18 protein-coding genes are annotated in these 21,582 nt (G+C 71.5%); 17 read left to right on the top strand and 1 reads right to left on the bottom strand.

Features of this window, described 5'->3' with window-relative positions; all coding sequences use genetic code 11:
* The first annotated feature begins 3 nt into the window (after positions 1–3).
* The 12 genes from FGF04_RS23025 (at position 4) to FGF04_RS22970 (ending at position 12,709) form a co-directional block, all read left to right on the top strand.
* Entirely contained in the window at positions 4–1,416 is a 1,413-nt protein-coding gene (locus tag FGF04_RS23025; RefSeq protein WP_149513187.1) for a UDP-N-acetylmuramoyl-tripeptide--D-alanyl-D-alanine ligase, read from the top strand.
* A complete protein-coding gene (gene mraY, locus FGF04_RS23020) occupies positions 1,413–2,486 on the top strand; it encodes a phospho-N-acetylmuramoyl-pentapeptide-transferase (protein WP_149513186.1) in 1,074 nt (357 codons plus the stop codon). The genes FGF04_RS23025 and mraY overlap by 4 nt, the downstream gene beginning before the upstream one ends.
* Complete coding sequence (gene murD / locus FGF04_RS23015; protein ID WP_149513185.1) at positions 2,468–3,925, top strand: UDP-N-acetylmuramoyl-L-alanine--D-glutamate ligase; 1,458 nt, start codon at positions 2,468–2,470, stop codon at positions 3,923–3,925. The genes mraY and murD overlap by 19 nt, the downstream gene beginning before the upstream one ends.
* 274 nt (positions 3,926–4,199) lie before the next feature.
* Positions 4,200–5,474 carry a putative lipid II flippase FtsW gene (gene ftsW / locus FGF04_RS23010; protein ID WP_149513184.1) on the top strand — a complete coding sequence of 425 codons (1,275 nt, stop codon included), beginning with the start codon at positions 4,200–4,202 and terminating at the stop codon, positions 5,472–5,474.
* A 6-nt stretch (positions 5,475–5,480) separates the two neighbouring features.
* Positions 5,481–6,569: an undecaprenyldiphospho-muramoylpentapeptide beta-N-acetylglucosaminyltransferase gene (gene murG, locus FGF04_RS23005; protein WP_149513183.1), complete on the top strand. Its 1,089-nt coding sequence runs from the start codon at positions 5,481–5,483 to the stop codon at positions 6,567–6,569.
* A gap of 23 nt (positions 6,570–6,592) precedes the next feature.
* A complete protein-coding gene (locus FGF04_RS23000; protein ID WP_149513182.1) occupies positions 6,593–7,387 on the top strand; it encodes a cell division protein FtsQ/DivIB in 795 nt (264 codons plus the stop codon).
* Between the two features lie 274 nt (positions 7,388–7,661).
* Positions 7,662–8,858 (top strand): cell division protein FtsZ, encoded by a 1,197-nt coding sequence (gene ftsZ / locus FGF04_RS22995; protein WP_149513181.1) that lies wholly within the window; start codon positions 7,662–7,664, stop codon positions 8,856–8,858.
* A complete protein-coding gene (pgeF, locus tag FGF04_RS22990; protein WP_149513180.1) occupies positions 8,855–9,592 on the top strand; it encodes a peptidoglycan editing factor PgeF in 738 nt (245 codons plus the stop codon). Before ftsZ ends, pgeF begins: the two co-directional genes overlap by 4 nt.
* Before the next feature lie 6 nt (positions 9,593–9,598).
* Positions 9,599–10,333 (top strand): YggS family pyridoxal phosphate-dependent enzyme, encoded by a 735-nt coding sequence (locus FGF04_RS22985; protein ID WP_149513179.1) that lies wholly within the window; start codon positions 9,599–9,601, stop codon positions 10,331–10,333.
* A gap of 127 nt (positions 10,334–10,460) precedes the next feature.
* Positions 10,461–11,102 (top strand): cell division protein SepF, encoded by a 642-nt coding sequence (locus tag FGF04_RS22980; RefSeq protein WP_149513178.1) that lies wholly within the window; start codon positions 10,461–10,463, stop codon positions 11,100–11,102.
* Between the two features lie 49 nt (positions 11,103–11,151).
* Entirely contained in the window at positions 11,152–11,436 is a 285-nt protein-coding gene (locus FGF04_RS22975) for a YggT family protein (RefSeq protein ID WP_149513177.1), read from the top strand.
* 55 nt (positions 11,437–11,491) lie between these two features.
* Complete coding sequence (locus FGF04_RS22970) at positions 11,492–12,709, top strand: DivIVA domain-containing protein (protein WP_149513176.1); 1,218 nt, start codon at positions 11,492–11,494, stop codon at positions 12,707–12,709.
* 155 nt (positions 12,710–12,864) lie between these two features.
* On the opposite strand, the gene ileS is transcribed toward FGF04_RS22970, so the two are convergent.
* Positions 12,865–16,032, bottom strand: coding sequence for an isoleucine--tRNA ligase (gene ileS, locus FGF04_RS22965; protein ID WP_149513175.1), 3,168 nt, complete (start codon positions 16,030–16,032; stop codon positions 12,865–12,867).
* A 588-nt stretch (positions 16,033–16,620) separates the two neighbouring features.
* Here ileS and FGF04_RS22955 point away from each other — a divergent pair.
* From FGF04_RS22955 to FGF04_RS22935, 5 genes are all read left to right on the top strand, one after another.
* Positions 16,621–17,382, top strand: coding sequence for a TraR/DksA family transcriptional regulator (locus FGF04_RS22955; RefSeq protein WP_149513174.1), 762 nt, complete (start codon positions 16,621–16,623; stop codon positions 17,380–17,382).
* A gap of 115 nt (positions 17,383–17,497) precedes the next feature.
* A complete protein-coding gene (lspA, locus tag FGF04_RS22950) occupies positions 17,498–18,184 on the top strand; it encodes a signal peptidase II (RefSeq protein WP_149513173.1) in 687 nt (228 codons plus the stop codon).
* A 114-nt stretch (positions 18,185–18,298) separates the two neighbouring features.
* A complete protein-coding gene (locus FGF04_RS22945; protein WP_149513172.1) occupies positions 18,299–19,243 on the top strand; it encodes an RluA family pseudouridine synthase in 945 nt (314 codons plus the stop codon).
* Positions 19,240–19,740, top strand: a complete 501-nt coding sequence (locus FGF04_RS22940; protein WP_149513171.1) for a GNAT family N-acetyltransferase — start codon at positions 19,240–19,242, stop codon at positions 19,738–19,740. Before FGF04_RS22945 ends, FGF04_RS22940 begins: the two co-directional genes overlap by 4 nt.
* A gap of 145 nt (positions 19,741–19,885) precedes the next feature.
* On the top strand, positions 19,886–21,472 hold the full coding sequence (locus FGF04_RS22935) for a Na+/H+ antiporter (RefSeq protein ID WP_149513170.1): 1,587 nt from the start codon (positions 19,886–19,888) through the stop codon (positions 21,470–21,472).
* The last annotated feature ends 110 nt before the right edge of the window (positions 21,473–21,582 follow it).

Below are 21,582 nucleotides of genomic sequence, written 5' to 3'. Positions count from 1 at the left end.
CTTGTGATCGCCCTCTCCCTCGCCGAGATCGCCTCCGTCACCGGCGGGCAGACGTACGACATACCGGATCCGTCGGTCCAGGTCACCGGACAGGTCGTCAGGGACTCCCGGGAGGTGGAGCCGGGCAGCCTCTTCGTCGCCTTCGCGGGCGAGCGCGTGGACGGCCACGACTTCGCCGCGGACGTCGTCGCGGCCGGTGCCGCGGCCGTCCTGGGCACCCGGCCCGTCGGTGTCCCCGCGATCGTCGTGGACGACGTCCAGAAGGCCCTGGGCGCCCTCGCCCGCCACGTGGTGGAACGGCTCGGCGCGACCCTCGTCGCCCTCACCGGCTCCGCGGGCAAGACCAGCACCAAGGACCTGATCGCCCAGGTGCTCCGCAGCAAGGCGCCCACCGTCTTCACCCCCGGCTCCCTCAACAACGAGATCGGACTGCCGCTCACCGCGCTCAGCGCCACCGAGGAGACCCGTTTCCTCGTCCTGGAGATGGGCGCCCGCGGGATCGGCCACATCCGCTACCTCGCGGACCTGACGCCCCCGAGGATCGGTCTCGTCCTCAACGTCGGCAGCGCCCACATCGGCGAGTTCGGCGGCCGCGAGCAGATCGCGCAGGCCAAGGGCGAGCTGGTGGAGAGCCTGCCCCCGGCCGAGGAGGGCGGCGTCGCCGTCCTGAACGCCGACGACCCCCTCGTGCGCGCCATGGCCCCGCGCACGAAAGCCCGCGTGATCCTCTTCGGGGAGTCCGACGAAGCGGACGTACGGGCCGAGAACGTACGGCTCACCGGGAGCGGACAGCCCGCGTTCAGGCTTCACACACCCTCCGGGTGCAGCGAAGTGACCATGCGCCTGTACGGTGAGCACCACGTGTCGAACGCGCTCGCCGCCGCCGCCGTCGCCCATGAGCTGGGCCTGTCCGCAGACGAGATCGCCACCGCGCTCTCCGAGGCGGGCACCCTCTCCCGCTGGCGGATGGAGGTCACCGAGCGCCCGGACGGCGTGACGATCGTCAACGACGCCTACAACGCGAACCCCGAGTCCATGCGAGCCGCCCTGCGCGCGCTCGCGGCCATGGGCAAGGGGCGGCGGACCTGGGCGGTGCTCGGCCCGATGGCCGAGCTCGGGGACGAGGCGCTCGCCGAGCACGACGCGGTCGGACGGCTCGCCGTCCGGCTCAACGTCAGCAAGCTCGTCGCGGTCGGGGGCAGGGAAGCGTCCTGGCTGCAACTGGGCGCATATAACGAGGGTTCGTGGGGTGAGGAGTCGGTGCACGTGTCCGACGCACAGTCGGCGGTCGACCTGTTGCGCAGTCAGTTGCGCCCGGGAGACGTCGTACTCGTGAAGGCGTCCCGGTCGGTCGGTCTCGAACGGGTCGCGCAGGCACTGGTCGAGGGCGCCGAGGGTGAGGTCGCCGTCCGATGATGAATCAGATCCTGTTCGCGGGAGTCATCGGCCTCTTCCTGACTCTCGTCGGCACCCCCCTCCTGATCAAGCTGCTGGCCCGCAAGGGCTACGGCCAGTACATCCGTGACGACGGCCCGCGCGAGCACCACTCCAAGCGCGGTACGCCGACCATGGGTGGCATCGCCTTCATCCTGGCCACGCTGGTGGCGTACTTCCTCAGCAAGGTGATCACGGGCAAGCCCCCGACGTTCTCCGGACTGCTGGTGCTCGGCCTGATGACGGGCATGGGCGTGGTCGGCTTCCTGGACGACTACATCAAGATCGTCAAGCGGCGCTCGCTCGGTCTGCGGGCCAAGGCGAAGATGGCCGGCCAGCTGATCGTCGGCATCGCCTTCGCGGTCCTCGCGCTGCAGTTCGCGGACAACCGCAACAACACCCCGGCCTCCACCCGGCTCTCCTTCGTGCAGGACTTCGGCTGGTCCATCGGTCCGGTGCTGTTCGTGGTCTGGGCGCTGTTCATGATCCTCGCGATGTCGAACGGCGTGAACCTGACGGACGGCCTGGACGGCCTGGCCACCGGCGCCGCCACGATGGTCTTCGGCGCCTACACGTTCATCGGCGTCTGGCAGTTCCAGGAGTCCTGCGCCAACGCGCAGACCCTCACCAACCCCGGCGCCTGCTACGAGGTCAGGGATCCGCTCGACCTCGCGGTCGTCGCCGCCGCCCTGATGGGCTCCTGCTTCGGCTTCCTGTGGTGGAACACCTCGCCCGCCAAGATCTTCATGGGGGACACCGGTTCCCTGGCGCTCGGCGGCGCGCTGGCCGGTCTCGCGATCTGCTCGCGCACCGAGCTGCTGGTCGCCCTGCTCGGCGGCCTCTTCGTCCTCATCACCATGTCGGTCGTCATCCAGGTCGGCTCGTTCCGCCTCACCGGCAAACGCGTCTTCCGCATGGCACCGCTGCAGCACCACTTCGAACTCAAGGGGTGGTCCGAGGTCCTTGTCGTGGTGCGCTTCTGGATCATCCAGGGCATGTGCGTCATCGTCGGACTCGGCCTCTTCTACGCGGGATGGGCAGCCAAGAAGTGACGACCCCGTCCGCCTGGCAGGGCATGAACATCACCGTCGCCGGTCTCGGCGTGAGCGGCATCAGCGCCGCCCGCGCCCTGGCCGGCCTCGGCGCGTCGGTCACCGTCGTCGACGGCGGCGACTCCCCGGCCCACCGCGAGCGGGCCGTCCCCCTAGAAGAGCAGGGGATCCGGGTACGGCTCGGGGACGCCGGGACGCTGCCCGAGGGCACCGGCCTGGTCGTCACCTCGCCGGGCTGGAAGCCGGACAGCCCGCTGTTCCGCGCCGCCGCCGAAGCGGGCGTGGACGTCGTGGGCGACGTCGAGATCGCCTGGCGGCTGCGCGGCCACGACGGCCGCGAGGCAGCCCCCTGGCTGGCCGTCACGGGCACCAACGGCAAGACCACCACGACCCGGATGCTCGCCTCGATCCTGACCGCCGCGGGCCTGCGCACGGCCGCGGTGGGCAACATCGGCACCCCGATCGTCGACGTCGTGCTCGGCACCGACGAGGAGTACGCCGACCTCGACGTGCTCGCCGTGGAGCTGTCCAGCTACCAGCTGCACTGGGCGCCCTCCCTGCGCGCCCACTCCGCCGCTGTCCTGAACCTCGCCCCCGACCACCTCGACTGGCACGGCTCCATGGAGGCGTACGCCGCCGACAAGGGCCGGATCTACGAGGGCAACCGGGTCGCCTGCGTCTACAACGCGGCCGACAAGGCCACCGAGGACCTGGTGCGCGCGGCCGACGTCGAGGAGGGCTGCCGGGCCGTCGGCTTCACCCTCGGCACCCCCGGGCCCTCCCAACTCGGCGTCGTGGACGGCATCCTGGTCGACCGCGCCTTCGTCGAGGACCGGCACAAGCAGGCCCAGGAACTCGCCGAGATCGCGGACGTGCGCCCGCCGGCCCCGCACAACATCGCCAACGCCCTCGCGGCGGCCGCCCTGGCCCGCGCCTTCGGCGTCCCCGCGAAGGCCGTACGCGACGGACTGCGGGCCTTCAGCCCCGACGCCCACCGCATCGAGCACGTCGCCGACGTGGACGGCGTCGTCTACGTCGACGACTCCAAGGCCACCAACACGCATGCCGCGCAGGCCTCGTTGGCGGCGTACGAGTCGATCGTGTGGATCGCCGGCGGCCTCGCCAAGGGCGCGACCTTCGACGAACTCGTCGCGGCCTCCGCGAAGCGGCTGCGCGGTGTCGTACTCCTCGGCGCGGACCGGGCCCTCATCCGCGAAGCCCTCGCGCGACACGCCCCCGAGGTACCGGTGGTCGACCTCGACCGCACCGACACTGGGACGATGCCCGCGGCGGTTCAGGAGGCGACCCGGCTCGCCCGCGCCGGAGACACGGTGCTCCTGGCGCCGGCCTGTGCCTCCATGGACATGTTCACCAACTACAACCAGCGCGGTGACATGTTCGCGGAAGCGGTCCGCGAACTCGGCGCCGCGGGCGCCTGACGGCAGGCCCCCGGCCCGCCCGGGCGCCCGGGATCCTTGGGAGCGACGCGTGACGCCATCGTGGTCGGTGTACCGACAGCCCTCTGCCGGCGGCACCGCGCCGTGCCGCCCCACCCGCCGTCCCGTACCCGTGGGCGGGGTCCGGACGCCGGCCGCCGGGCCCGGGGGGGCCGCCGGGGGACCGGCGGGACGCCCTGCCGCCCCGAGGGGAGCCCGCCGTGCCCGCTAGCCGTACGGGACGCCCTCCCGTCCAGGCCCGCCGCGCGACAACGCCGTGGTCCGCCTCTACGGCCGCGCACGCCGCGTCTGGGACCGGCCGCTGACCGCGTACTACCTGATCCTCGGCGGCAGCCTGCTGATCACCGTGCTCGGCCTGGTGATGGTCTACTCGGCCTCGCAGATCACCGCGCTCCAGCTGTCGCTGCCGGGCAGCTACTTCTTCCGCAAGCAGTTCCTCGCGGCCGTGCTCGGCGGACTGCTGCTGCTGGCCGCCTCCCGGATGCCGTCCAAGCTGCACCGGGCGCTGGCGTACCCGATGCTCCTCGGCTCGGTCTTCCTGATGATCCTCGTCCAGGTGCCGGGGATAGGGGTCGCGGTCAACGGCAACCAGAACTGGATCTCGGTCGGCGGCCCCTTCCAGCTCCAGCCCAGCGAGTTCGGCAAGCTGGCGCTCGTGCTGTGGGGCGCGGACCTGCTCGCCCGCAAGCAGGACAAGCGGCTGCTGACCCAGTGGAAGCACATGCTGGTGCCGCTCGTGCCGGTCGCCTTCATGCTGCTCGGGCTGATCATGCTCGGCGGCGACATGGGCACCGCCATCATCCTCACCGCGATCCTGTTCGGCCTGCTGTGGCTCGCGGGGGCGCCGACCCGGCTCTTCGGCGGCGTCCTCGCCGTCGCGGCGACCCTCGGCGTGATCCTCATCAAGACCAGCCCCAACCGCATGGCCCGCCTCGCCTGCCTCGGCGCCACCGAACCGGGCCCCGGCGACTCCTGCTGGCAGGCCGTGCACGGCATCTACGCCCTGGCCAACGGCGGCCTCTTCGGCTCGGGCCTCGGCGCGAGCGTGGAGAAATGGGGCCAACTGCCCGAAGCGCACACGGACTTCATTTTTGCCATCACGGGTGAGGAACTGGGCCTGGCGGGCACTCTGTCGGTGCTCGCCCTCTTCGCGGCCCTAGGCTATGCGGGTATCCGCGTGGCCGGACGCACGGAGGACCCCTTCGTGAGGTACGCCGCGGGTGGCGTGACCACCTGGATCACGGCCCAGGCCGTGATCAACATCGGTGCGGTGCTCGGTCTGCTGCCGATCGCCGGTGTCCCGCTCCCGCTGTTCTCCTACGGGGGTTCCGCCCTGCTGCCGACCATGTTCGCCATCGGGCTCCTGATCGCCTTCGCGCGTGAGGACCCCGCTGCGCGGACGGCGCTCGCGATGCGGCAACCCCGCTTTGGCAGAAAGCGGGCTGCGGTGAGAGGCTCCGCTGGCCGGGAGCCTCGGAAGTGGAACACGATGCGACGGCGCGCTGCGGCGCGTTCGTCCGGAGAGCGGTGAATTTCGGTGCATGTCGTACTCGCCGGCGGGGGGACCGCCGGACACATCGAGCCCGCGCTCGCCCTCGCGGACGCCCTGCGCAGGCAGGACCCGACCGTGGGGATCACGGCCCTGGGCACGGAGCGCGGACTTGAGACCCGACTCGTGCCGGAACGGGGCTACGAACTCGGGCTGATCCCCGCGGTGCCCCTGCCGCGCAAGCCCACCCCCGAGCTGATCACCGTCCCCGGACGGCTGCGCGGCACGATCAAGGCGGCCGAGCAGATCCTGGAGCGCACCAAGGCCGACGCGGTCGTGGGCTTCGGCGGTTACGTCGCCCTGCCCGGCTACCTGGCCGCCAAGCGCCTCGGGGTGCCGATCGTCGTCCACGAGGCCAACGCCCGCCCGGGCCTCGCCAACAAGATCGGCTCGCGGTACGCGGCCCAGGTCGCGGTCTCCACCCCGGACAGCAAGCTGCGCAACGCCCGCTACATCGGCATCCCGCTGCGCCGCACCATCGCCACCCTGGACCGGGCCGCCGCCCGCCCCGAGGCCCGCGCCGCCTTCGGGCTCGACCCCTCGCTGCCGACGCTGCTGGTCTCCGGCGGCTCGCAGGGCGCCCGCCGCCTCAACGAGGTGATCCAGCAGACCGCCCCGTACCTCCAGCAGGCCGGCATCCAGATCCTGCACGCGGTCGGCCCGAAGAACGAACTGCCGCAGGTCCACCAGATGCCGGGGATGCCCCCCTACATCCCGGTACCGTACGTGGACCGGATGGACCTCGCGTACGCCGCGGCCGACATGATGCTCTGCCGCGCGGGCGCGATGACCGTCGCCGAACTCTCCGCCGTCGGGCTCCCCGCCGTCTACGTCCCGCTGCCCATCGGCAACGGCGAACAGCGGCTGAACGCCCAGCCGGTGGTCAAGGCGGGCGGCGGACTGCTGATCGACGACGCGGAACTGAGCCCGCAGTGGATCCAGGGCAACGTCCTGCCCGTGCTCGCCGATCCGCACCGGCTGTTCGAGATGTCCCGCGCCGCTTCGGAGTTCGGCCGCCGGGACGCCGACGACCTGCTCGTCGGGATGGTGTACGAGGCGATCGCGTCACGCCGCTAGCGCGTGGCAGAAGGCAGGGGAGCGTGGCCGGACCGACCACCGCCGAACGCGGCGACCGGGAGCACCTGAACCCCGGCCCGCCCCGGCCACCCCTCCTGCGCAGACTGCCGGGGCCGCGCGTGCTCGTCGCCCTGGCGGTCTGCCTGGCCCTGGTCGCGGCCGGCGTCGTCTGGGTGCTCTACGGCTCGCAGTGGACCCGTGTGGAGCGCGTGTCGGCCTCCGGCACACGGGTCCTGACGCCCGCACAGGTCGTCGGGGCGGCCGACGTGGCGACCGGATCGCCGCTGATTTCCGTCGACACCGACGAGATCGAGGCACGACTGCTCCGGAAATTGCCGAGAATCGACTCGGTCGACGTCGTGCGTTCCTGGCCGCACGGAATCGGGCTGAAAATCACCGAACGCGTTCCGGTCCTGATTGTCGAAAACACTGGAAAAGGGGGCAAGTATGTCGAAGTGGACGCCAAAGGTGTGCGATATGCCACGGTTTCCCGCGCCCCCAGGGGTGTGCCCGCACTGGAATTGAACGTCGCCGGCACCGCGGGACCGCGCCGTTTCGGCACCGAGCGGCTGGTGCGCGAGGCGGTGCTCGTGGCGCGTTCCCTCCCGGCCGCGGTCGCGCGTGCCACCCAGGTCGTCAAGGTCCGCTCGTACGACTCCGTCTCGCTGCGGATGGCCGGCGGACGCACCGTCGACTGGGGAAGTGGCGAGAAGGGGCGGGCCAAGGCGCGCACACTGACCGCTCTCATGAAAGCCGCGCCCCGGGCGCGGCACTTCGACGTCAGCGTGCCCACCGCCCCGGCGTCATCGGGGAGTTGACGTGCATCCGCGCAGGTCGGCCCCCTGGTTGGGCAGCGGAGTGCCTGATCACATAGGGTGAAAAGAAAAACGGGAGGTTCGGCGTGTTCGTTGAACGTGCGCCACTTGTCGACTTAGTGTCCTGTTCGGAAGAGTCCAAGGAACAGACACACTGGTAACCCTAAACTTCAGCGTTAGGGTTCGGGTCGGCGTTCGGACCGTCCCATTCGGCATCAGTCGTCGGATCGCGACCGTGCGACGCGACGACACGTAATCGAGGCGAGAGGCCTTCGACGTGGCAGCACCGCAGAACTACCTCGCAGTCATCAAAGTCATCGGTGTCGGCGGCGGTGGTGTCAATGCCATCAACCGGATGATCGAGGTCGGTCTCAAGGGTGTCGAGTTCATCGCCATCAACACGGACGCCCAGGCACTGTTGATGAGCGACGCCGACGTCAAGCTCGACGTCGGCCGCGAACTCACCCGTGGACTGGGCGCCGGAGCCAACCCGGCCGTCGGCCGCAAGGCCGCGGAGGATCACCGCGAGGAGATCGAGGAGGTCCTCAAGGGGGCCGACATGGTCTTCGTGACCGCGGGCGAGGGCGGCGGCACCGGCACCGGCGGCGCGCCGGTGGTGGCCAACATCGCCCGCTCGCTCGGCGCGCTCACCATCGGCGTGGTGACCCGCCCCTTCACCTTCGAGGGCCGGCGCCGCGCCAACCAGGCCGAGGACGGCATCGCGGAACTCCGCGAAGAGGTCGACACCCTCATCGTCATCCCGAACGACCGGCTGCTGTCCATCTCGGACCGCCAGGTCTCGGTCCTCGACGCCTTCAAGTCGGCGGACCAGGTCCTGCTCTCCGGTGTCCAGGGCATCACCGACCTCATCACCACGCCCGGCCTGATCAACCTCGACTTCGCCGACGTCAAGTCCGTGATGTCCGAGGCCGGTTCGGCCCTCATGGGCATCGGTTCGGCCCGCGGCGACGACCGCGCGGTGGCGGCTGCCGAGATGGCGATCTCCTCGCCGCTCCTCGAAGCCTCCATCGACGGCGCCCGGGGCGTCCTGCTCTCCATCTCCGGCGGCTCCGACCTCGGCCTGTTCGAGATCAACGAGGCCGCCCAGCTGGTGAGCGAGGCCGCGCACCCCGAGGCCAACATCATCTTCGGCGCGGTCATCGACGACGCGCTCGGCGACGAGGTGCGGGTCACCGTCATCGCGGCCGGCTTCGACGGCGGCCAGCCGCCGTCCAAGCGGGACAACGTGCTCGGCTCGTCCTCGGTCAAGCGCGAGGAACCCGCGCCGCCGCGGCCCGCCGAGAGCCGCCCGTCCTTCGGGTCGCTCGGCAGCGTCACCCCCAAGGAGGCGCCGGAGCCCGCTCCGGAACCGGTGAGCAGCGAGCTGCCGCCGGCCGGCCCGCCCGTCCCGCCGTCGCGGAGCTACTCCGACAGCGCGGCGGAGGAACTGGACGTGCCGGACTTCCTCAAGTGATAGGACAGCGCTCCGGGACGAGCACGGCGAGCGGCGCGCACTTCGCCTTCACCGACCGGTGGGGCGGGGTGAGCGCCGTTCCGTACGAGGAGCTCAATCTCGGCGGAGCGGTCGGCGACGACCCGGAGGCCGTACGGACCAACCGCGACCTTGCGGCCAAGTCGCTGGGCCTGGACCCGGCGCGGGTCGTCTGGATGCACCAGGTCCACGGGCCCGACGTGGTCGTGGTCGACGGACCCTGGGGCGAGCGGCCGGTGCCGCAGGCCGACGCCGTCGTCACCGCGCGCCGGGGCCTCGCCCTCGCCGTGCTCACCGCGGACTGCACCCCCGTCCTGCTCGCCGACCCCGTCGCCGGGATCGTGGCCGCCGCCCACGCGGGCCGGCCCGGCATGGTCGCCGGGGTGGTGCCCGCCACCGTCGGGGCCATGGTGGAACTCGGCGCCGAACCGGCCCGGATCGTCGCCCGCACCGGCCCCGCCGTGTGCGGCCGGTGCTACGAGGTGCCGGACGCGATGCGGGCGGAGGTCGCGGCGGTCGAGCCCGCGGCGTACGCCGAGACGAGCTGGGGCACGCCGGCGGTCGACGTGACCGCGGGGGTGCACGCGCAGCTGGAACGGCTCGGCGTGCACGACCGGGAGCGGTCGCCGGTCTGCACGATCGAGTCGGACGACCATTTCTCGTACCGCCGCGACGGTCTCACCGGCCGTCTCGCGGGCTATGTGTGGCTGGACTGATCGGGCATGACGGACCGCAGGACCCAACTCGCCGCGAATCTGGCGAAGGTCGAGGAGCGCATCGCCGCCGCCTGCGCGGCGGCCGGACGCAAGCGCGAAGAGGTGACCCTGATCGTGGTCACCAAGACGTACCCCGCCGACGACGTGCGGATCCTGTCCGGACTCGGTGTGCGGCACGTCGCCGAGAACCGCGACCAGGACGCGGCGCCGAAGGCCGCGGCCTGCTCGGACCTGCCCCTGTCCTGGCACTTCGTGGGCCAGTTGCAGACCAACAAGGTGCGTTCCGTGGTCGGTTACGCGGACGTCGTGCAGTCCGTCGACCGGCCCAGGCTCGTCGCCGCCCTGTCCAAGGAGGCGGTACGCACCGGACGCGAGGTCGGCTGCCTCGTCCAGGTTGCGCTCGACGCGGAGGACTTCGCGCCCGGAAAGGGTGGACTGGGGGAGCGCGGTGGGGTAAGTGCCGCGGGCGTCGGGGAGTTGGCCGAGCTCGTCGCCGGGTCGCCCGGCCTGAGGCTCGACGGACTGATGACCGTCGCCCCGCTCACCGGTCCCTACGCCGGGCGCGAACGGGCGGCGTTCGAGCGGCTGATGGATTTGTCGACCGACCTGCGCCGCGCCCATCCGGCTGCGAACATGGTCTCGGCAGGGATGAGTGCGGACCTCGAGCACGCGGTGGCGGCCGGAGCGACACATGTACGCGTCGGCACCGCGGTACTCGGCGTCCGCCCCGGGCTCGGGTAACGTCGCCAAGAAGTCGGACCACAGCAGAAAATATGGTCATTACCGCCTCCGGCGGGCACACGACCTCGTGGATCGCGGGCGCTTGGCAACAGTCAGCCGATCCACCACAGAGCGGAGGACTCAGAGCATGGCCGGCGCGATGCGCAAGATGGCGGTCTACCTCGGCCTCGTGGAGGACGATGGGTACGACGGCAGGGGCTTCGACCCCGACGACGACTTCGAGCCCGAACTGGATCCGGAGCCCGAGCGGGACCGCCGACGGCACGAGCCGTCGCATCAGTCGCACCAGTCACATCAGTCTCAAAGGGACGAACCGGTACGAGTGGTGCAGCCGCCGGTCCAGCGCGACCCCGTGCCCCATTCCGCTCCGCCGGTCGCGGAATCATCGCGTCCGGCCCGGATCGCCCCCGTGGCGTCCATCACACAAGAACGTCAGAGCATGGAGAAGAACGCACCGGTGATCATGCCCAAGGTCGTGTCGGAACGAGAGCCGTACAGGATCACCACGCTGCACCCCCGGACCTACAACGAGGCCCGTACCATCGGGGAACACTTCCGTGAGGGCACCCCGGTGATCATGAATCTGACCGAGATGGACGACACGGACGCGAAGCGACTTGTCGACTTTGCCGCCGGTTTGGTCTTCGGTCTCCACGGGAGCATCGAGCGGGTGACGCAGAAGGTGTTCCTGTTGTCGCCTGCTAACGTCGATGTCACGGCGGAGGACAAGGCTCGCATCGCAGAGGGCGGGTTCTTCAACCAGAGCTGAGACGCAGGACCGGAAAAGCAGGGAAACAGGGGAGAGGGACGCACGGATCATGAGCGTGGTTGGACAAGTTCTCTACGTCGCGCTGATGTGCTTCCTGATCGTGCTGATCTTCCGGTTGGTCATGGACTACGTCTTCCAGTTCGCCCGCTCATGGCAACCCGGCAAGGCGATGGTGGTGGTCCTTGAGGCCACCTACACTGTCACTGATCCACCGCTCAAGCTTCTGCGGCGGTTCATCCCGCCGCTACGTCTCGGGGGCGTGGCGCTCGACCTGTCCTTCTTCGTACTGATGATCATCGTCTACATCCTGATCTCCGTCGTGAGCCGGCTGTGAACGATACGGTCTTGCCGAACGCCGACGATGCCGACGACTACGTTGAGGTGAAGAGATGCCGTTGACCCCCGAGGACGTGCGGAACAAGCAGTTCACGACCGTCCGCCTCCGAGAAGGCTATGACGAGGACGAGGTCGATGCCTTCCTCGACGAGGTCGAAGCCGAACTGACCCGCCTGCTCCGCGAGAACGAGGACCTGCGCGCCAAGCTGGCCGCCGCCACGCGCGCCGCCGCGCAGAACCAGCAACAGGGCATGCGCAAGCCGCCCGAACAGCAGGATCAGCAGCAACAGCAGGGACCCCCGCAGGGCATGCGAGGTCCCAACGGTCCCGTGCCCGCCGGCATATCGGGCCCGCCGCAGCAGCAGATGGGTGGCCCCATGGGCGGCCCGCCCCAGCTGCCGAGCGGCGCCCCGCAGCTCCCCGCGGGCCCCAGCGCCCAGGGCGGCCAGCAGGGTCCCGGCCAGATGGGCCAGGGCCCCATGGGCCAGGGTCCGATGGGTCAGGGCCCGATGGGCCAGGGCGGTATGGGACAGGGCCCGATGGGCCAGGGTCCCGGCCCCATGCAGGGACAGATGCAGCAGCAGATGCCCCAGCAGATGGGTGGCCCCATGGGCGGTCCCATGGGTGGCCCGATGGGCGGGCACGGCCCGCAGATGGGGCAGCCCGGTCAGGGCCCCGGTGGCGACAGCGCCGCCCGTGTGCTCTCGCTGGCCCAGCAGACCGCCGACCAGGCGATCGCCGAGGCCCGCTCCGAGGCCAACAAGATCGTCGGTGAGGCCCGCAGCCGCGCCGAGGGTCTGGAGCGCGACGCCCGTGCCAAGGCCGACGCCCTGGAGCGGGACGCGCAGGAGAAGCACCGCGTCGCGATGGGCTCCCTGGAGTCCGCCCGCGCCACGCTGGAGCGCAAGGTCGAGGACCTGCGGGGCTTCGAGCGCGAGTACCGTACGCGTCTGAAGTCCTACCTGGAGTCGCAGCTGCGCCAGCTGGAGACCCAGGCGGACGACTCGCTGGCCCCGCCGCGCACGCCGGCGACCGCCTCGCTGCCGTCGTCGCCCAGCCCGTCCATGGCTCCGGCCGGGGCGAGCGCGCCGTCCTACGGCGGCAACCCGATGGGCGGCCCCGGTCCCGGTGCCCCGTCCTACGGCGGCCAGCAGCAGATGACGCCGGCCATGACCCAGCCCATGGCGCCGGTCCGGCCGCAGGGTCCCTCGCCGATGCAGCAGGCGCCGTCGCCGATGCGTGGCTTCCTGATCGACGAGGACGACAACTGACGGCGGCCGGTACGCCGTAGGCGTCGGCAGCGTTCAGGGCGGAGCCCCCGGATATCCGGGGGCTCCGCCCTTTTGCCGTGCCGAACCCGCCGGACACACGCGAAGGGCCCGTGCCCACCGGGGAACCGGCGGGCACGGGCCCTTCGCGTGCGCCGCTACGCCTGCTTGCGCAGGCGGAACGTCAGGGACAGGGGCTCGTCCGTGAACGGGGCGCCGTACGTGTCGTCCGCCTCGCCCTGGGCGAAGTCCGTGGCCAGGACCTCCTCCGAGATCAGCGCCGCGTGCTCGGTGAGCGCCGCGATGACCTTCGGGTCCGTGGACGTCCAGCGCAGGGCGATCCGGTCCGCCACGTCCAGGCCGCTGTTCTTGCGGGCCTCCTGGATCAGGCGGATGGCGTCCCGGGCCAGCCCGGCCTGCCGCAGTTCCTCCGTGAGCTCCAGGTCCAGGGCGACCGTCGCACCGGAGTCGGAGGCGACGGACCAGCCCTCGCGCGGGGTCTCCGTGATGATCACCTCGTCCGGGGCGAGCGTGACCGTCTCACCGTCGACCTGCACGGACGCCGTGCCCTCGCGCAGGGCCAGGGACAGCGCCGCCGCGTCGGCCTCGGCGACGGCCTTGGCGACCGCCTGGACGCCCTTGCCGAACCGCTTGCCGAGCGCGCGGAAGTTCGCCTTGGCCGTCGTGTCGACCAGCGAGCCGCCCACCTCGGAGAGCGACGCGAGCGAGCTCACGTTCAGCTCCTCGGTGATCTGCGCGTGCAGCTCCGGGTCCAGGGACCCGAAGCCGGTCGCCGCGACCAGCGCGCGGGACAGCGGCTGGCGGGTCTTGACGCCCGACTCCGCGCGCGTGGCCCGGCCCAGCTCCACGAGACGGCGTACCAGCACCATCTGCTTCGACAGCTCCGGGTCGATGACGGACAGGTCCGCCTCCGGCCAGGTCGACAGGTGCACCGACTCGGGGGCGCCGGGGGACACCGGCACCACCAGGTCCTGCCAGACCCGCTCGGTGATGAACGGGGTCAGCGGGGCCATCAGGCGAGTGACCGTCTCGACGACCTCGTGCAGCGTGCGCAGCGCCGCCCTGTCGCCCTGCCAGAAGCGGCGGCGCGAACGGCGCACGTACCAGTTCGACAGGTCGTCGACGAACGCCGACAGGAGCTTGCCGGCGCGCTGGGTGTCGTACGACTCCAGCGCCTGCGTCACCTGGTCGGTGAGCGCGTGCAGCTCGGACAGCAGCCAGCGGTCCAGGACCGGGCGGTCCGCCGGCGCCGGGTCGGCGTCGCTGGGCGCCCAGCCGGCCGTGCGCGCGTACAGGGCCTGGAAGGCGACCGTGTTCCAGTACGTGAGGAGCGTCTTGCGGACGACCTCCTGGATCGTGCCGTGGCCGACGCGGCGGGCCGCCCAGGGCGAGCCGCCGGCCGCCATGAACCACCGGACCGCGTCCGCGCCGTGCTGGTCCATGAGCGGGATCGGCTGCAGGATGTTGCCCAGGTGCTTGGACATCTTGCGGCCGTCCTCGGCCAGGATGTGGCCGAGGCAGACGACGTTCTCGTACGACGACTTGTCGAAGACCAGCGTGCCGACGGCCATCAGCGTGTAGAACCACCCGCGCGTCTGGTCGATGGCCTCCGAGATGAACTGCGCCGGGTAGCGGCTCTCGAAGAGCTCCTTGTTCTTGTACGGGTAGCCCCACTGCGCGAACGGCATCGAGCCCGAGTCGTACCAGGCGTCGATGACCTCCGGCACGCGCGTGGCCGTCCGCCCGCAGCCGTCCTCGGGGCAGGCGAAGGTGACCTCGTCGATGAACGGGCGGTGCGGGTCGAGCCCCGACTGGTCGGTGCCGGTGAGCTCCGTGAGCTCGGCGCGGGAGCCGATCACCGTGAGGTGGCTCTCCTCGCAGCGCCAGATCGGCAGCGGCGTGCCCCAGTAGCGGTTGCGGGACAGGGCCCAGTCGATGTTGTTGTTCAGCCAGTCCCCGTAGCGGCCGTTCTTGACCGAGTCGGGGAACCAGTTGGTCTTCTCGTTCTCCTGGAGGAGCCGGTCCTTGATGGCGGTGGTGCGGATGTACCAGGACGGCTGCGCGTAGTACAGCAGCGCGGTGTGGCAGCGCCAGCAGTGCGGGTAGCTGTGCTCGTACGGGACGTGCCGGAAGAGCAGCCCGCGCTCCTGGAGGTCGGCCGTGAGCTGTTCGTCGGCCTTCTTGAAGAAGACGCCGCCCACCAGGGGCAGGTCCTCCTCGAAGGTGCCGTCCGGGCGCACCGGGTTCACCACCGGGAGCCCGTAGGCGCGGCAGACCCTGAGGTCGTCCTCACCGAAGGCGGGGGACTGGTGGACCAGACCCGTACCGTCCTCGGTCGTCACGTACTCCGCGTTCACCACGTAGTGCGCGGGCTCGTCCTTCGGGAACTCGACGAGGTCGAAGGGGCGCCGGTACGCCCAGCGCTCCATCTCGGCGCCCGTGAAGGTCTGCCCGGTGGTCTCCCAGCCCTCGCCGAGGGCCTTTCCGAGGAGCGGCTCGGCGACGACGAGCTTCTCCTCGCCGTCCGTCGCCACCACGTAGGTCACCTCCGGGTGCGCGGCGACCGCCGTGTTGGACACCAGGGTCCACGGGGTCGTCGTCCACACCAGGAGCGCGGCCTCGCCCGCGAGCGGGCCGGAGGTGAGCGGGAAGCGGACGAAGACCGAGGGGTCGACGACCGTCTCGTAGCCCTGCGCCAGCTCGTGGTCGGACAGGCCCGTGCCGCAGCGCGGGCACCAGGGGGCCACGCGGTGGTCCTGGACCAGCAGGCCCTTGCCGAAGATCTCCTTCAGCGACCACCAGACGGATTCGATGTACTCCGGGTCCATCGTCCGGTACGGGTCGTTGAGGTCGGCCCAGTACCCCATGCGGGTCGTGAGCTCCTCGAAGGCGTCCGTGTGACGGGTCACCGACTCGCGGCACTTCGCGTTGAACTCGGCGATGCCGTACGCCTCGATGTCCTTCTTGCCCGTGAAGCCGAGCTCCTTCTCGACCGCCAGCTCCACCGGGAGGCCGTGGCAGTCCCAGCCGGCCTTGCGGCCCACGTGGTAGCCGCGCATGGTGCGGAAGCGCGGGAAGACGTCCTTGAAGACGCGGGCCTCGATGTGGTGGGCGCCCGGCATGCCGTTGGCGGTGGGCGGGCCCTCGTAGAACACCCACTCCGGGCGGCCCTCGGACTGCTCCAGGGACTTGGCGAAGATCTTCTGCTCGCGCCAGAAGTCGAGCACGGCGTGCTCTAGGGCGGGCAGGTCGACCTGCGCGGGCACCTGGCGGTACTGCGGCTGTGTACTCGGCTGCGTATCCAACGAACTTCCTCCGGCGGACTTCTGCCTTCCGTCCGGAGGGACGAGAGCTGTGCTGTCACCTACGCCGTGTGCGGCGCGCTCCCGCGGTACCACCCTCCTTGGCCCCCCGGCACGTTCCGCACGCCGGTGAGCCCCCTCATTGGGGTCGCGATGCCGGGTCTACCGGCCGCTGCTGGCTCGCTGCGGCCCTCTTCCGGCGGCTCCGGGGTGATCTTCACGTCGCGCTCGCCCCCGGGCTCACACCGTCCCCGGGTCGCTCCTGGCCGCGTACGCCGCTACTCGTCCCCATCCACGCTTTTCGCTGCGCCCAGTGTACGGCGCCGGGCCGACGGCGGCGGACCGGTTTTCCGCGCCCCGCGCGCGGGGCGCGCACTGGGCCGAATGCCGACGGGCCGGTGTCCGCATCCCGGTACGGGCGCTCCGGCGGATTACCCGGCGGGGAGCTGGGCACAACGCTTGCAGACCGGACCGCGGTACGCGCGGGACGGGGGAACCGGACGGCGTGCCCCGTTGCCGCCGGACCCAAGTCGATTTATCGTCCCAGCACGATTCGCGTGCAAGGTCACAATCTGTGAAGGGGCCGCGGCCATGGTGGCGAAGAAGACGGCCGTACAGCAGCCGGCGTCCGGCGGGACCACGGGAGCGGCCGGTGCCGGGGACGCCCCCGCGCGGGGGACCGCCTCCCCGGCGAAGCGGACTCCGCGCAAGAAGGCGGCCACCGGGGCCGGGAGAGCGGGCGCGAAGAGGACCGCGGGCGGCAAGGACGCAGGTACGGCCGGCGAGAAGGACGCAGCCGTGGCCGGCAAGGCGGCCGCTTCCGCGGCCGAGGGAGCGGCCGAGGCCGCCGACAGGACGGGAGCCACGACGGTGGTTGCGAAGAAGACCCCTGGCACGGCCGCCGCGGCGGCCGAGCCCACCGCGGTCCCCAAGGCGCGGGGGGCCGCGGCGGACCCCGGAGAGCTCGCGGTGCGCCCCGGAGAGGACCCCTGGACCCCCGAGGAGGTCGAGGAGGCGCGCACGGGCCTGCTCGCCGAGGCGCTGCGGCTGCGCACCGAGATCACGCAGTCCGAGGAGTCCCTGGCGGGGCTGATGCGCGACTCCGGGGACGGCGCGGGCGACGACCAGGCGGACACCGGCACCAAGAACATCACGCGCGAGAGCGAGATGGCGCTCGCCGCCAACGCCCGGGAGATGCTGGAGCAGACCGAGCGCGCCCTGGACCGGCTGGACGCGGGCACGTACGGGCTCTGCGAGAACTGCGGCAAGGCCATCGGCAAGGCCCGCGTGCAGGCCTTCCCGCGCGCCACGCTGTGCGTCGAGTGCAAGCAGAAGCAGGAGCGCCGTTACTGACCTCCCCCGATCGAACACCGATCCGCCCGGTGGGCCCTCCTGGGCACCTGGCCGCGGCGGGCCGTGCCGTACCCTCGTGCTCAGTCAGGCACCTAGGTCGAGGGACACAACTCACGTGGCAGAGGCGGAGCGCATCATCGGTACGCCGGATACCCCGGGCGCGGCGGGAGCCGGTCCGGAGCAGCCCGACAGGAGCGTGGCGCCCGAGGAGCGGGTGGAGGCCGGTTCCGGAGCCGGTACCGCCGCCGATCACGGGAGCGGCTCCGACCCGGACCCGGGTCCCGGGGAGGCGCCGGACGGGGCCGCGGCGCCCCGGGGCAGGCGCCGGATCGCCGTCCTGTTCACCGTCGCCGCGCTGGCGTACGTGCTGGACCTGGTCAGCAAGCTGATCGTGGTCGCGAAGCTGGAGCACCACGAGCCGATCGAGATCGTCGGGGACTGGCTGCGCTTCGAGGCGATCCGCAACGCCGGCGCCGCCTTCGGCTTCGGCGAGGCCTTCACGATCATCTTCACGGTGATCGCCGCGGCCGTGATCGTGGTGATCGCCCGGCTCGCCCGCAAGCTCTACAGCCTGCCCTGGGCCGTCGCGCTGGGCCTGCTGCTCGGCGGCGCGCTCGGCAACCTCACCGACCGGATCTTCCGCGCGCCGGGCTTCCTGGAGGGCGCGGTCGTCGACTTCATCGCGCCCAAGCACTTCGCGGTCTTCAACCTCGCCGACTCCGCGATCGTCTGCGGCGGCATCCTGATCGTGCTGCTGTCCTTCCGGGGCCTGGACCCGGACGGCACCGTCCACAAGGACTGAGCGGGCGTACGGGGCCGGGCGCACGGGGGCCGGGCGTACAGGTCCCCGACGCACGGGGCCGCGTGCGGGCTGCCGCCGTACGGCGGTGTCCGAGCCGTCCGGCATACTCGACGGGTGAGTACCGTTCCCGATATCCGTACCCTGCCCGTGCCCGACGGCCTGGAGGGCGAGCGCGTCGACGCCGCCATCTCCCGCATGTTCGGCTTCTCCCGTACGAAGGCCGCCGAGCTCGCCGCGGCGGGGAAGGTCACGGTCGACGGCTCGGTGGTCGGGAAGTCCGAGCGGGTGCACGGCGGCGCCTGGCTGGAAGTCGAGATGCCGCAGGCCGCCCCGCCCGTGCAGATCGTCGCCGAGCCCGTCGAGGGCATGGAGATCGTGCACGACGACGACGACGTCGTGGTGATCGTCAAGCCGGTCGGCGTCGCCGCGCACCCCAGCCCCGGCTGGTCCGGACCGACCGTGATCGGCGGCCTGGCCGCCGCCGGGTACCGCATCTCCACCTCGGGCGCCGCCGAGCGCCAGGGCATCGTGCACCGGCTCGACGTGGGCACCTCGGGCCTGATGGTGGTCGCCAAGTCGGAGTACGCGTACACGTCGCTCAAGCGCCAGTTCAAGGAGCGCACGGTCGACAAGCGCTACCACGCGCTCGTGCAGGGCCACCCCGACCCGACCAGCGGCACCATCGACGCGCCCATCGGCCGGCACCCCAACCACGACTACAAGTGGGCGGTCACCGCCGAGGGCAAGCCCTCCGTGACGCACTACGACCTGATCGAGGCGTTCCGCGCGGCCTCGCTGCTCGACATCAAGCTGGAGACCGGGCGCACGCACCAGATCCGCGTCCACATGTCTGCCCACCGGCACCCGTGCGTCGGCGACCTGACGTACGGCGCCGACCCGACGCTCGCCAAGCGGCTCGGCCTCACCCGCCAGTGGCTGCAGGCGGTGCGGCTCGGGTTCGAGCACCCCGGGGACGGGCAGTGGGTCGAGTTCTCCTGCGACTACGCCGAGGACCTGCAGACGGCGCTGGACCGGGTGCGGGAGGAGAGCTACGCGTGAGCGCGCCGCACTCCCCGGCCCCGTCCTCCTCGTCGCCGTCCTACGTGGTGCGGGTCGCCGAGGACCTCGCCGACCGTGAGGCCTGCTTCGCCGTGCGCAAGGAGGTCTTCGTCGTCGAGCAGCAGGTCCCCGAGGACCTGGAGTACGACGCGTACGACGCCGGCGCCGTGCACGTGCTCGCCGTCCGCGAGGACGGGCGGCCGCTCGGTGCGGGACGGCTGCTGCACGGGGAGGCGGCTGCCGCGAAGAACGGCGGCGACGCCGGGGTCGGGTCCCTGGGGCGGCTCGCCGTCGTGCGGGCCGCGCGCGGGCTCGGGGTCGGGGCCGCGCTCGTGCGGGGCGTCGAGGACGCGGCCCGTGCGCGGGGGCTGAGCGGGGTGGATCTGCATGCGCAGACGCATGCGGTGGGGTTCTACGAGCGGCTGGGGTATGTGGCGTACGGGGCGGAGTTCCCTGACGCGGGGATTCCGCATCTGGCGATGCGGCGCCGTTTCTAGGTACCGGCCCGGTGGGGGCTTGTTGCGCAGTTCCCCGCGCCCCTTACGGGGCGCTCCTGTGGGCGCCCCGCGTGTGGAATTCGGTGGCGGTGGCACGCTTGAGGTCTGGCCTGTTTTGACCGACTAGATCCCAGGAGCCCCGACCGTGGACCAGCTGGCCCTGCTGTTCGTGCTGATGCTCGGGGCCGTCGTCAGCGTGCCGCTGGGGGACCGGCTCAAGCTCCCGGCGCCCGTGCTGATGACCGTGCTGGGGATCGTGCTGGCCCTGCTCCACTTCGTGCCGAACGTGGACATCCCGCCGGAGCTGATCCTGCCCGGACTGCTCCCGCCGCTGCTGTACGCCGCCGTGCGGCGCACCTCGTGGCGGCAGTTCGCCGCCAACAAGCGGCCGATCTTCCTGCTCGCCGTGGCCCTGGTGTTCGTCACCACCGCCGCGGTCGCCGCGGTCGCCCACGCCGTCGTGCCGGGGCTGCCGATCGCCGCCGCCGTGGCGCTGGGCGCGCTGGTGGCGCCGCCCGACCCCGTCGCGGCGACCGCCGTCGCGGGGCAGCTCGGGCTGCCGCGCCGGCTGGTGTCGATCCTGGAGGGCGAGGGCCTCTTCAACGACGTGACGGCCATCGTGCTCTACCACGTCGCCATCGCCGCCGCCGTCAGCGGCTCCTTCTCGGTGCCGGGCGCCCTGCTCGACTTCCTGCTGTCCGCCGTCGTCGCGGTCGCCGTGGGCGTCGGGCTCGGCTGGGGCGCGAACCGGCTGATGGACTACCTCGGCGACCCGACGCTGCAGATCGGGCTGACGCTGCTCGTGCCGTACGCGTCCTACGTCCTGGCCGAGGAACTGCACGGGTCCGGTGTGCTGGCGGTGCTCACCACGGCGATGTTCCTGGCGGAGTACGCGAACGACCCGGACGACGTCATGACGCGGCTCGCCGGGCACACGTTCTGGGACATCGTCGACACGCTGGTCACCGGGGTCGCCTTCGGGCTCATCGGCCTCGAACTGCACAACGCGCTCAGGACGGCGGAGGGGCGCTGGAGCGAGATGCTCGGCTGGGCCGGCGCGGTCGTGGGGGTCGTCGTGTTCGTACGCCTGGCGTGGCTGCTGCCGGCGACCGCGCTGACCAAACGGATGCACGCCCGGCGGGACATCGACGAGGACATCCCGACGAGCTGGCGGGAGACCGTCGTCATGTGGTGGGCCGGGATGCGCGGGGTGGCCTCCGTGGCGCTGGCGCTGGCCATTCCGCTGAAGACGGAGAGCGGGGAGCCGTTCCCGCACCGGGACGAGATGATCTTCATCGCGTTCGGGGTGATCATGGTGACGCTGCTGGTCCAGGGGCTGAGCCTGCCGTGGCTGGTGGGCAGGCTGGGGGTGCAGGCCGACACCGACCGGGAGAAGGAGTTCGAGAGGACGCTCGCCGTCCGGGCGGCCGCGGCGGCCAAGCAGCGGCTGCGGGAGATCAGGGAGTCGGAGGACCTGCCCGAGGAGCTCACCGAGCAGTTGCAGCGCCGGGCCTTCGACATCGGCTACCGGATCAGTCCCGACCTGGGCAAGGACGAGCGGCGGGAGGCGCACGAGCAGCGGGCGCGGCGGATTCGGCGGGTGCGGCGGATCCAGGGGGAGATGCTGTCCGCCGCGCGGCACGAGGTGCTCGCGGCGCGGAGTGAGGTGGGGGCCGATCCTGAGGTGGTGGATCGGGTGTTGCGGCATCTCGATGTGCGGTCTTTGAGGTAGGTCCTTGCCTTGCCGGGTGCCTCCGGCAGGGCAAGGATCTGGGGTTGGGGTGGGCGGGGTGCGTTTTTTGGTGCCGGCCGGTGGGGGCTGGTCGCGCAGTTCCCCGCGCC

This window comes from Streptomyces apricus, assembly GCF_008369065.1.
In the GTDB taxonomy this organism is placed as follows: domain Bacteria; phylum Actinomycetota; class Actinomycetes; order Streptomycetales; family Streptomycetaceae; genus Streptomyces; species Streptomyces apricus.
The sequence above is the reverse complement of the archived record's forward strand: the minus strand, read 5'-3'. Positions and strand labels throughout refer to the sequence as shown.

Bases quoted from the DNA above. Each gene is read 5' to 3' on its own strand.
- mraY (WP_149513186.1), top strand. From the start codon at position 1,413: ATGATGAATCAGATCCTGTTCGCGGGAGTCATCGGCCTCTTCCTGACT.
- murD (WP_149513185.1), top strand. From the start codon at position 2,468: ATGGGCAGCCAAGAAGTGACGACCCCGTCCGCCTGGCAGGGCATGAAC.
- FGF04_RS22985 (WP_149513179.1), top strand. From the start codon at position 9,599: ATGACGGACCGCAGGACCCAACTCGCCGCGAATCTGGCGAAGGTCGAG.
- FGF04_RS22980 (WP_149513178.1), top strand. From the start codon at position 10,461: ATGGCCGGCGCGATGCGCAAGATGGCGGTCTACCTCGGCCTCGTGGAG.
- FGF04_RS22975 (WP_149513177.1), top strand. From the start codon at position 11,152: ATGAGCGTGGTTGGACAAGTTCTCTACGTCGCGCTGATGTGCTTCCTG.
- FGF04_RS22970 (WP_149513176.1), top strand. From the start codon at position 11,492: ATGCCGTTGACCCCCGAGGACGTGCGGAACAAGCAGTTCACGACCGTC.
- FGF04_RS22955 (WP_149513174.1), top strand. From the start codon at position 16,621: ATGGTGGCGAAGAAGACGGCCGTACAGCAGCCGGCGTCCGGCGGGACC.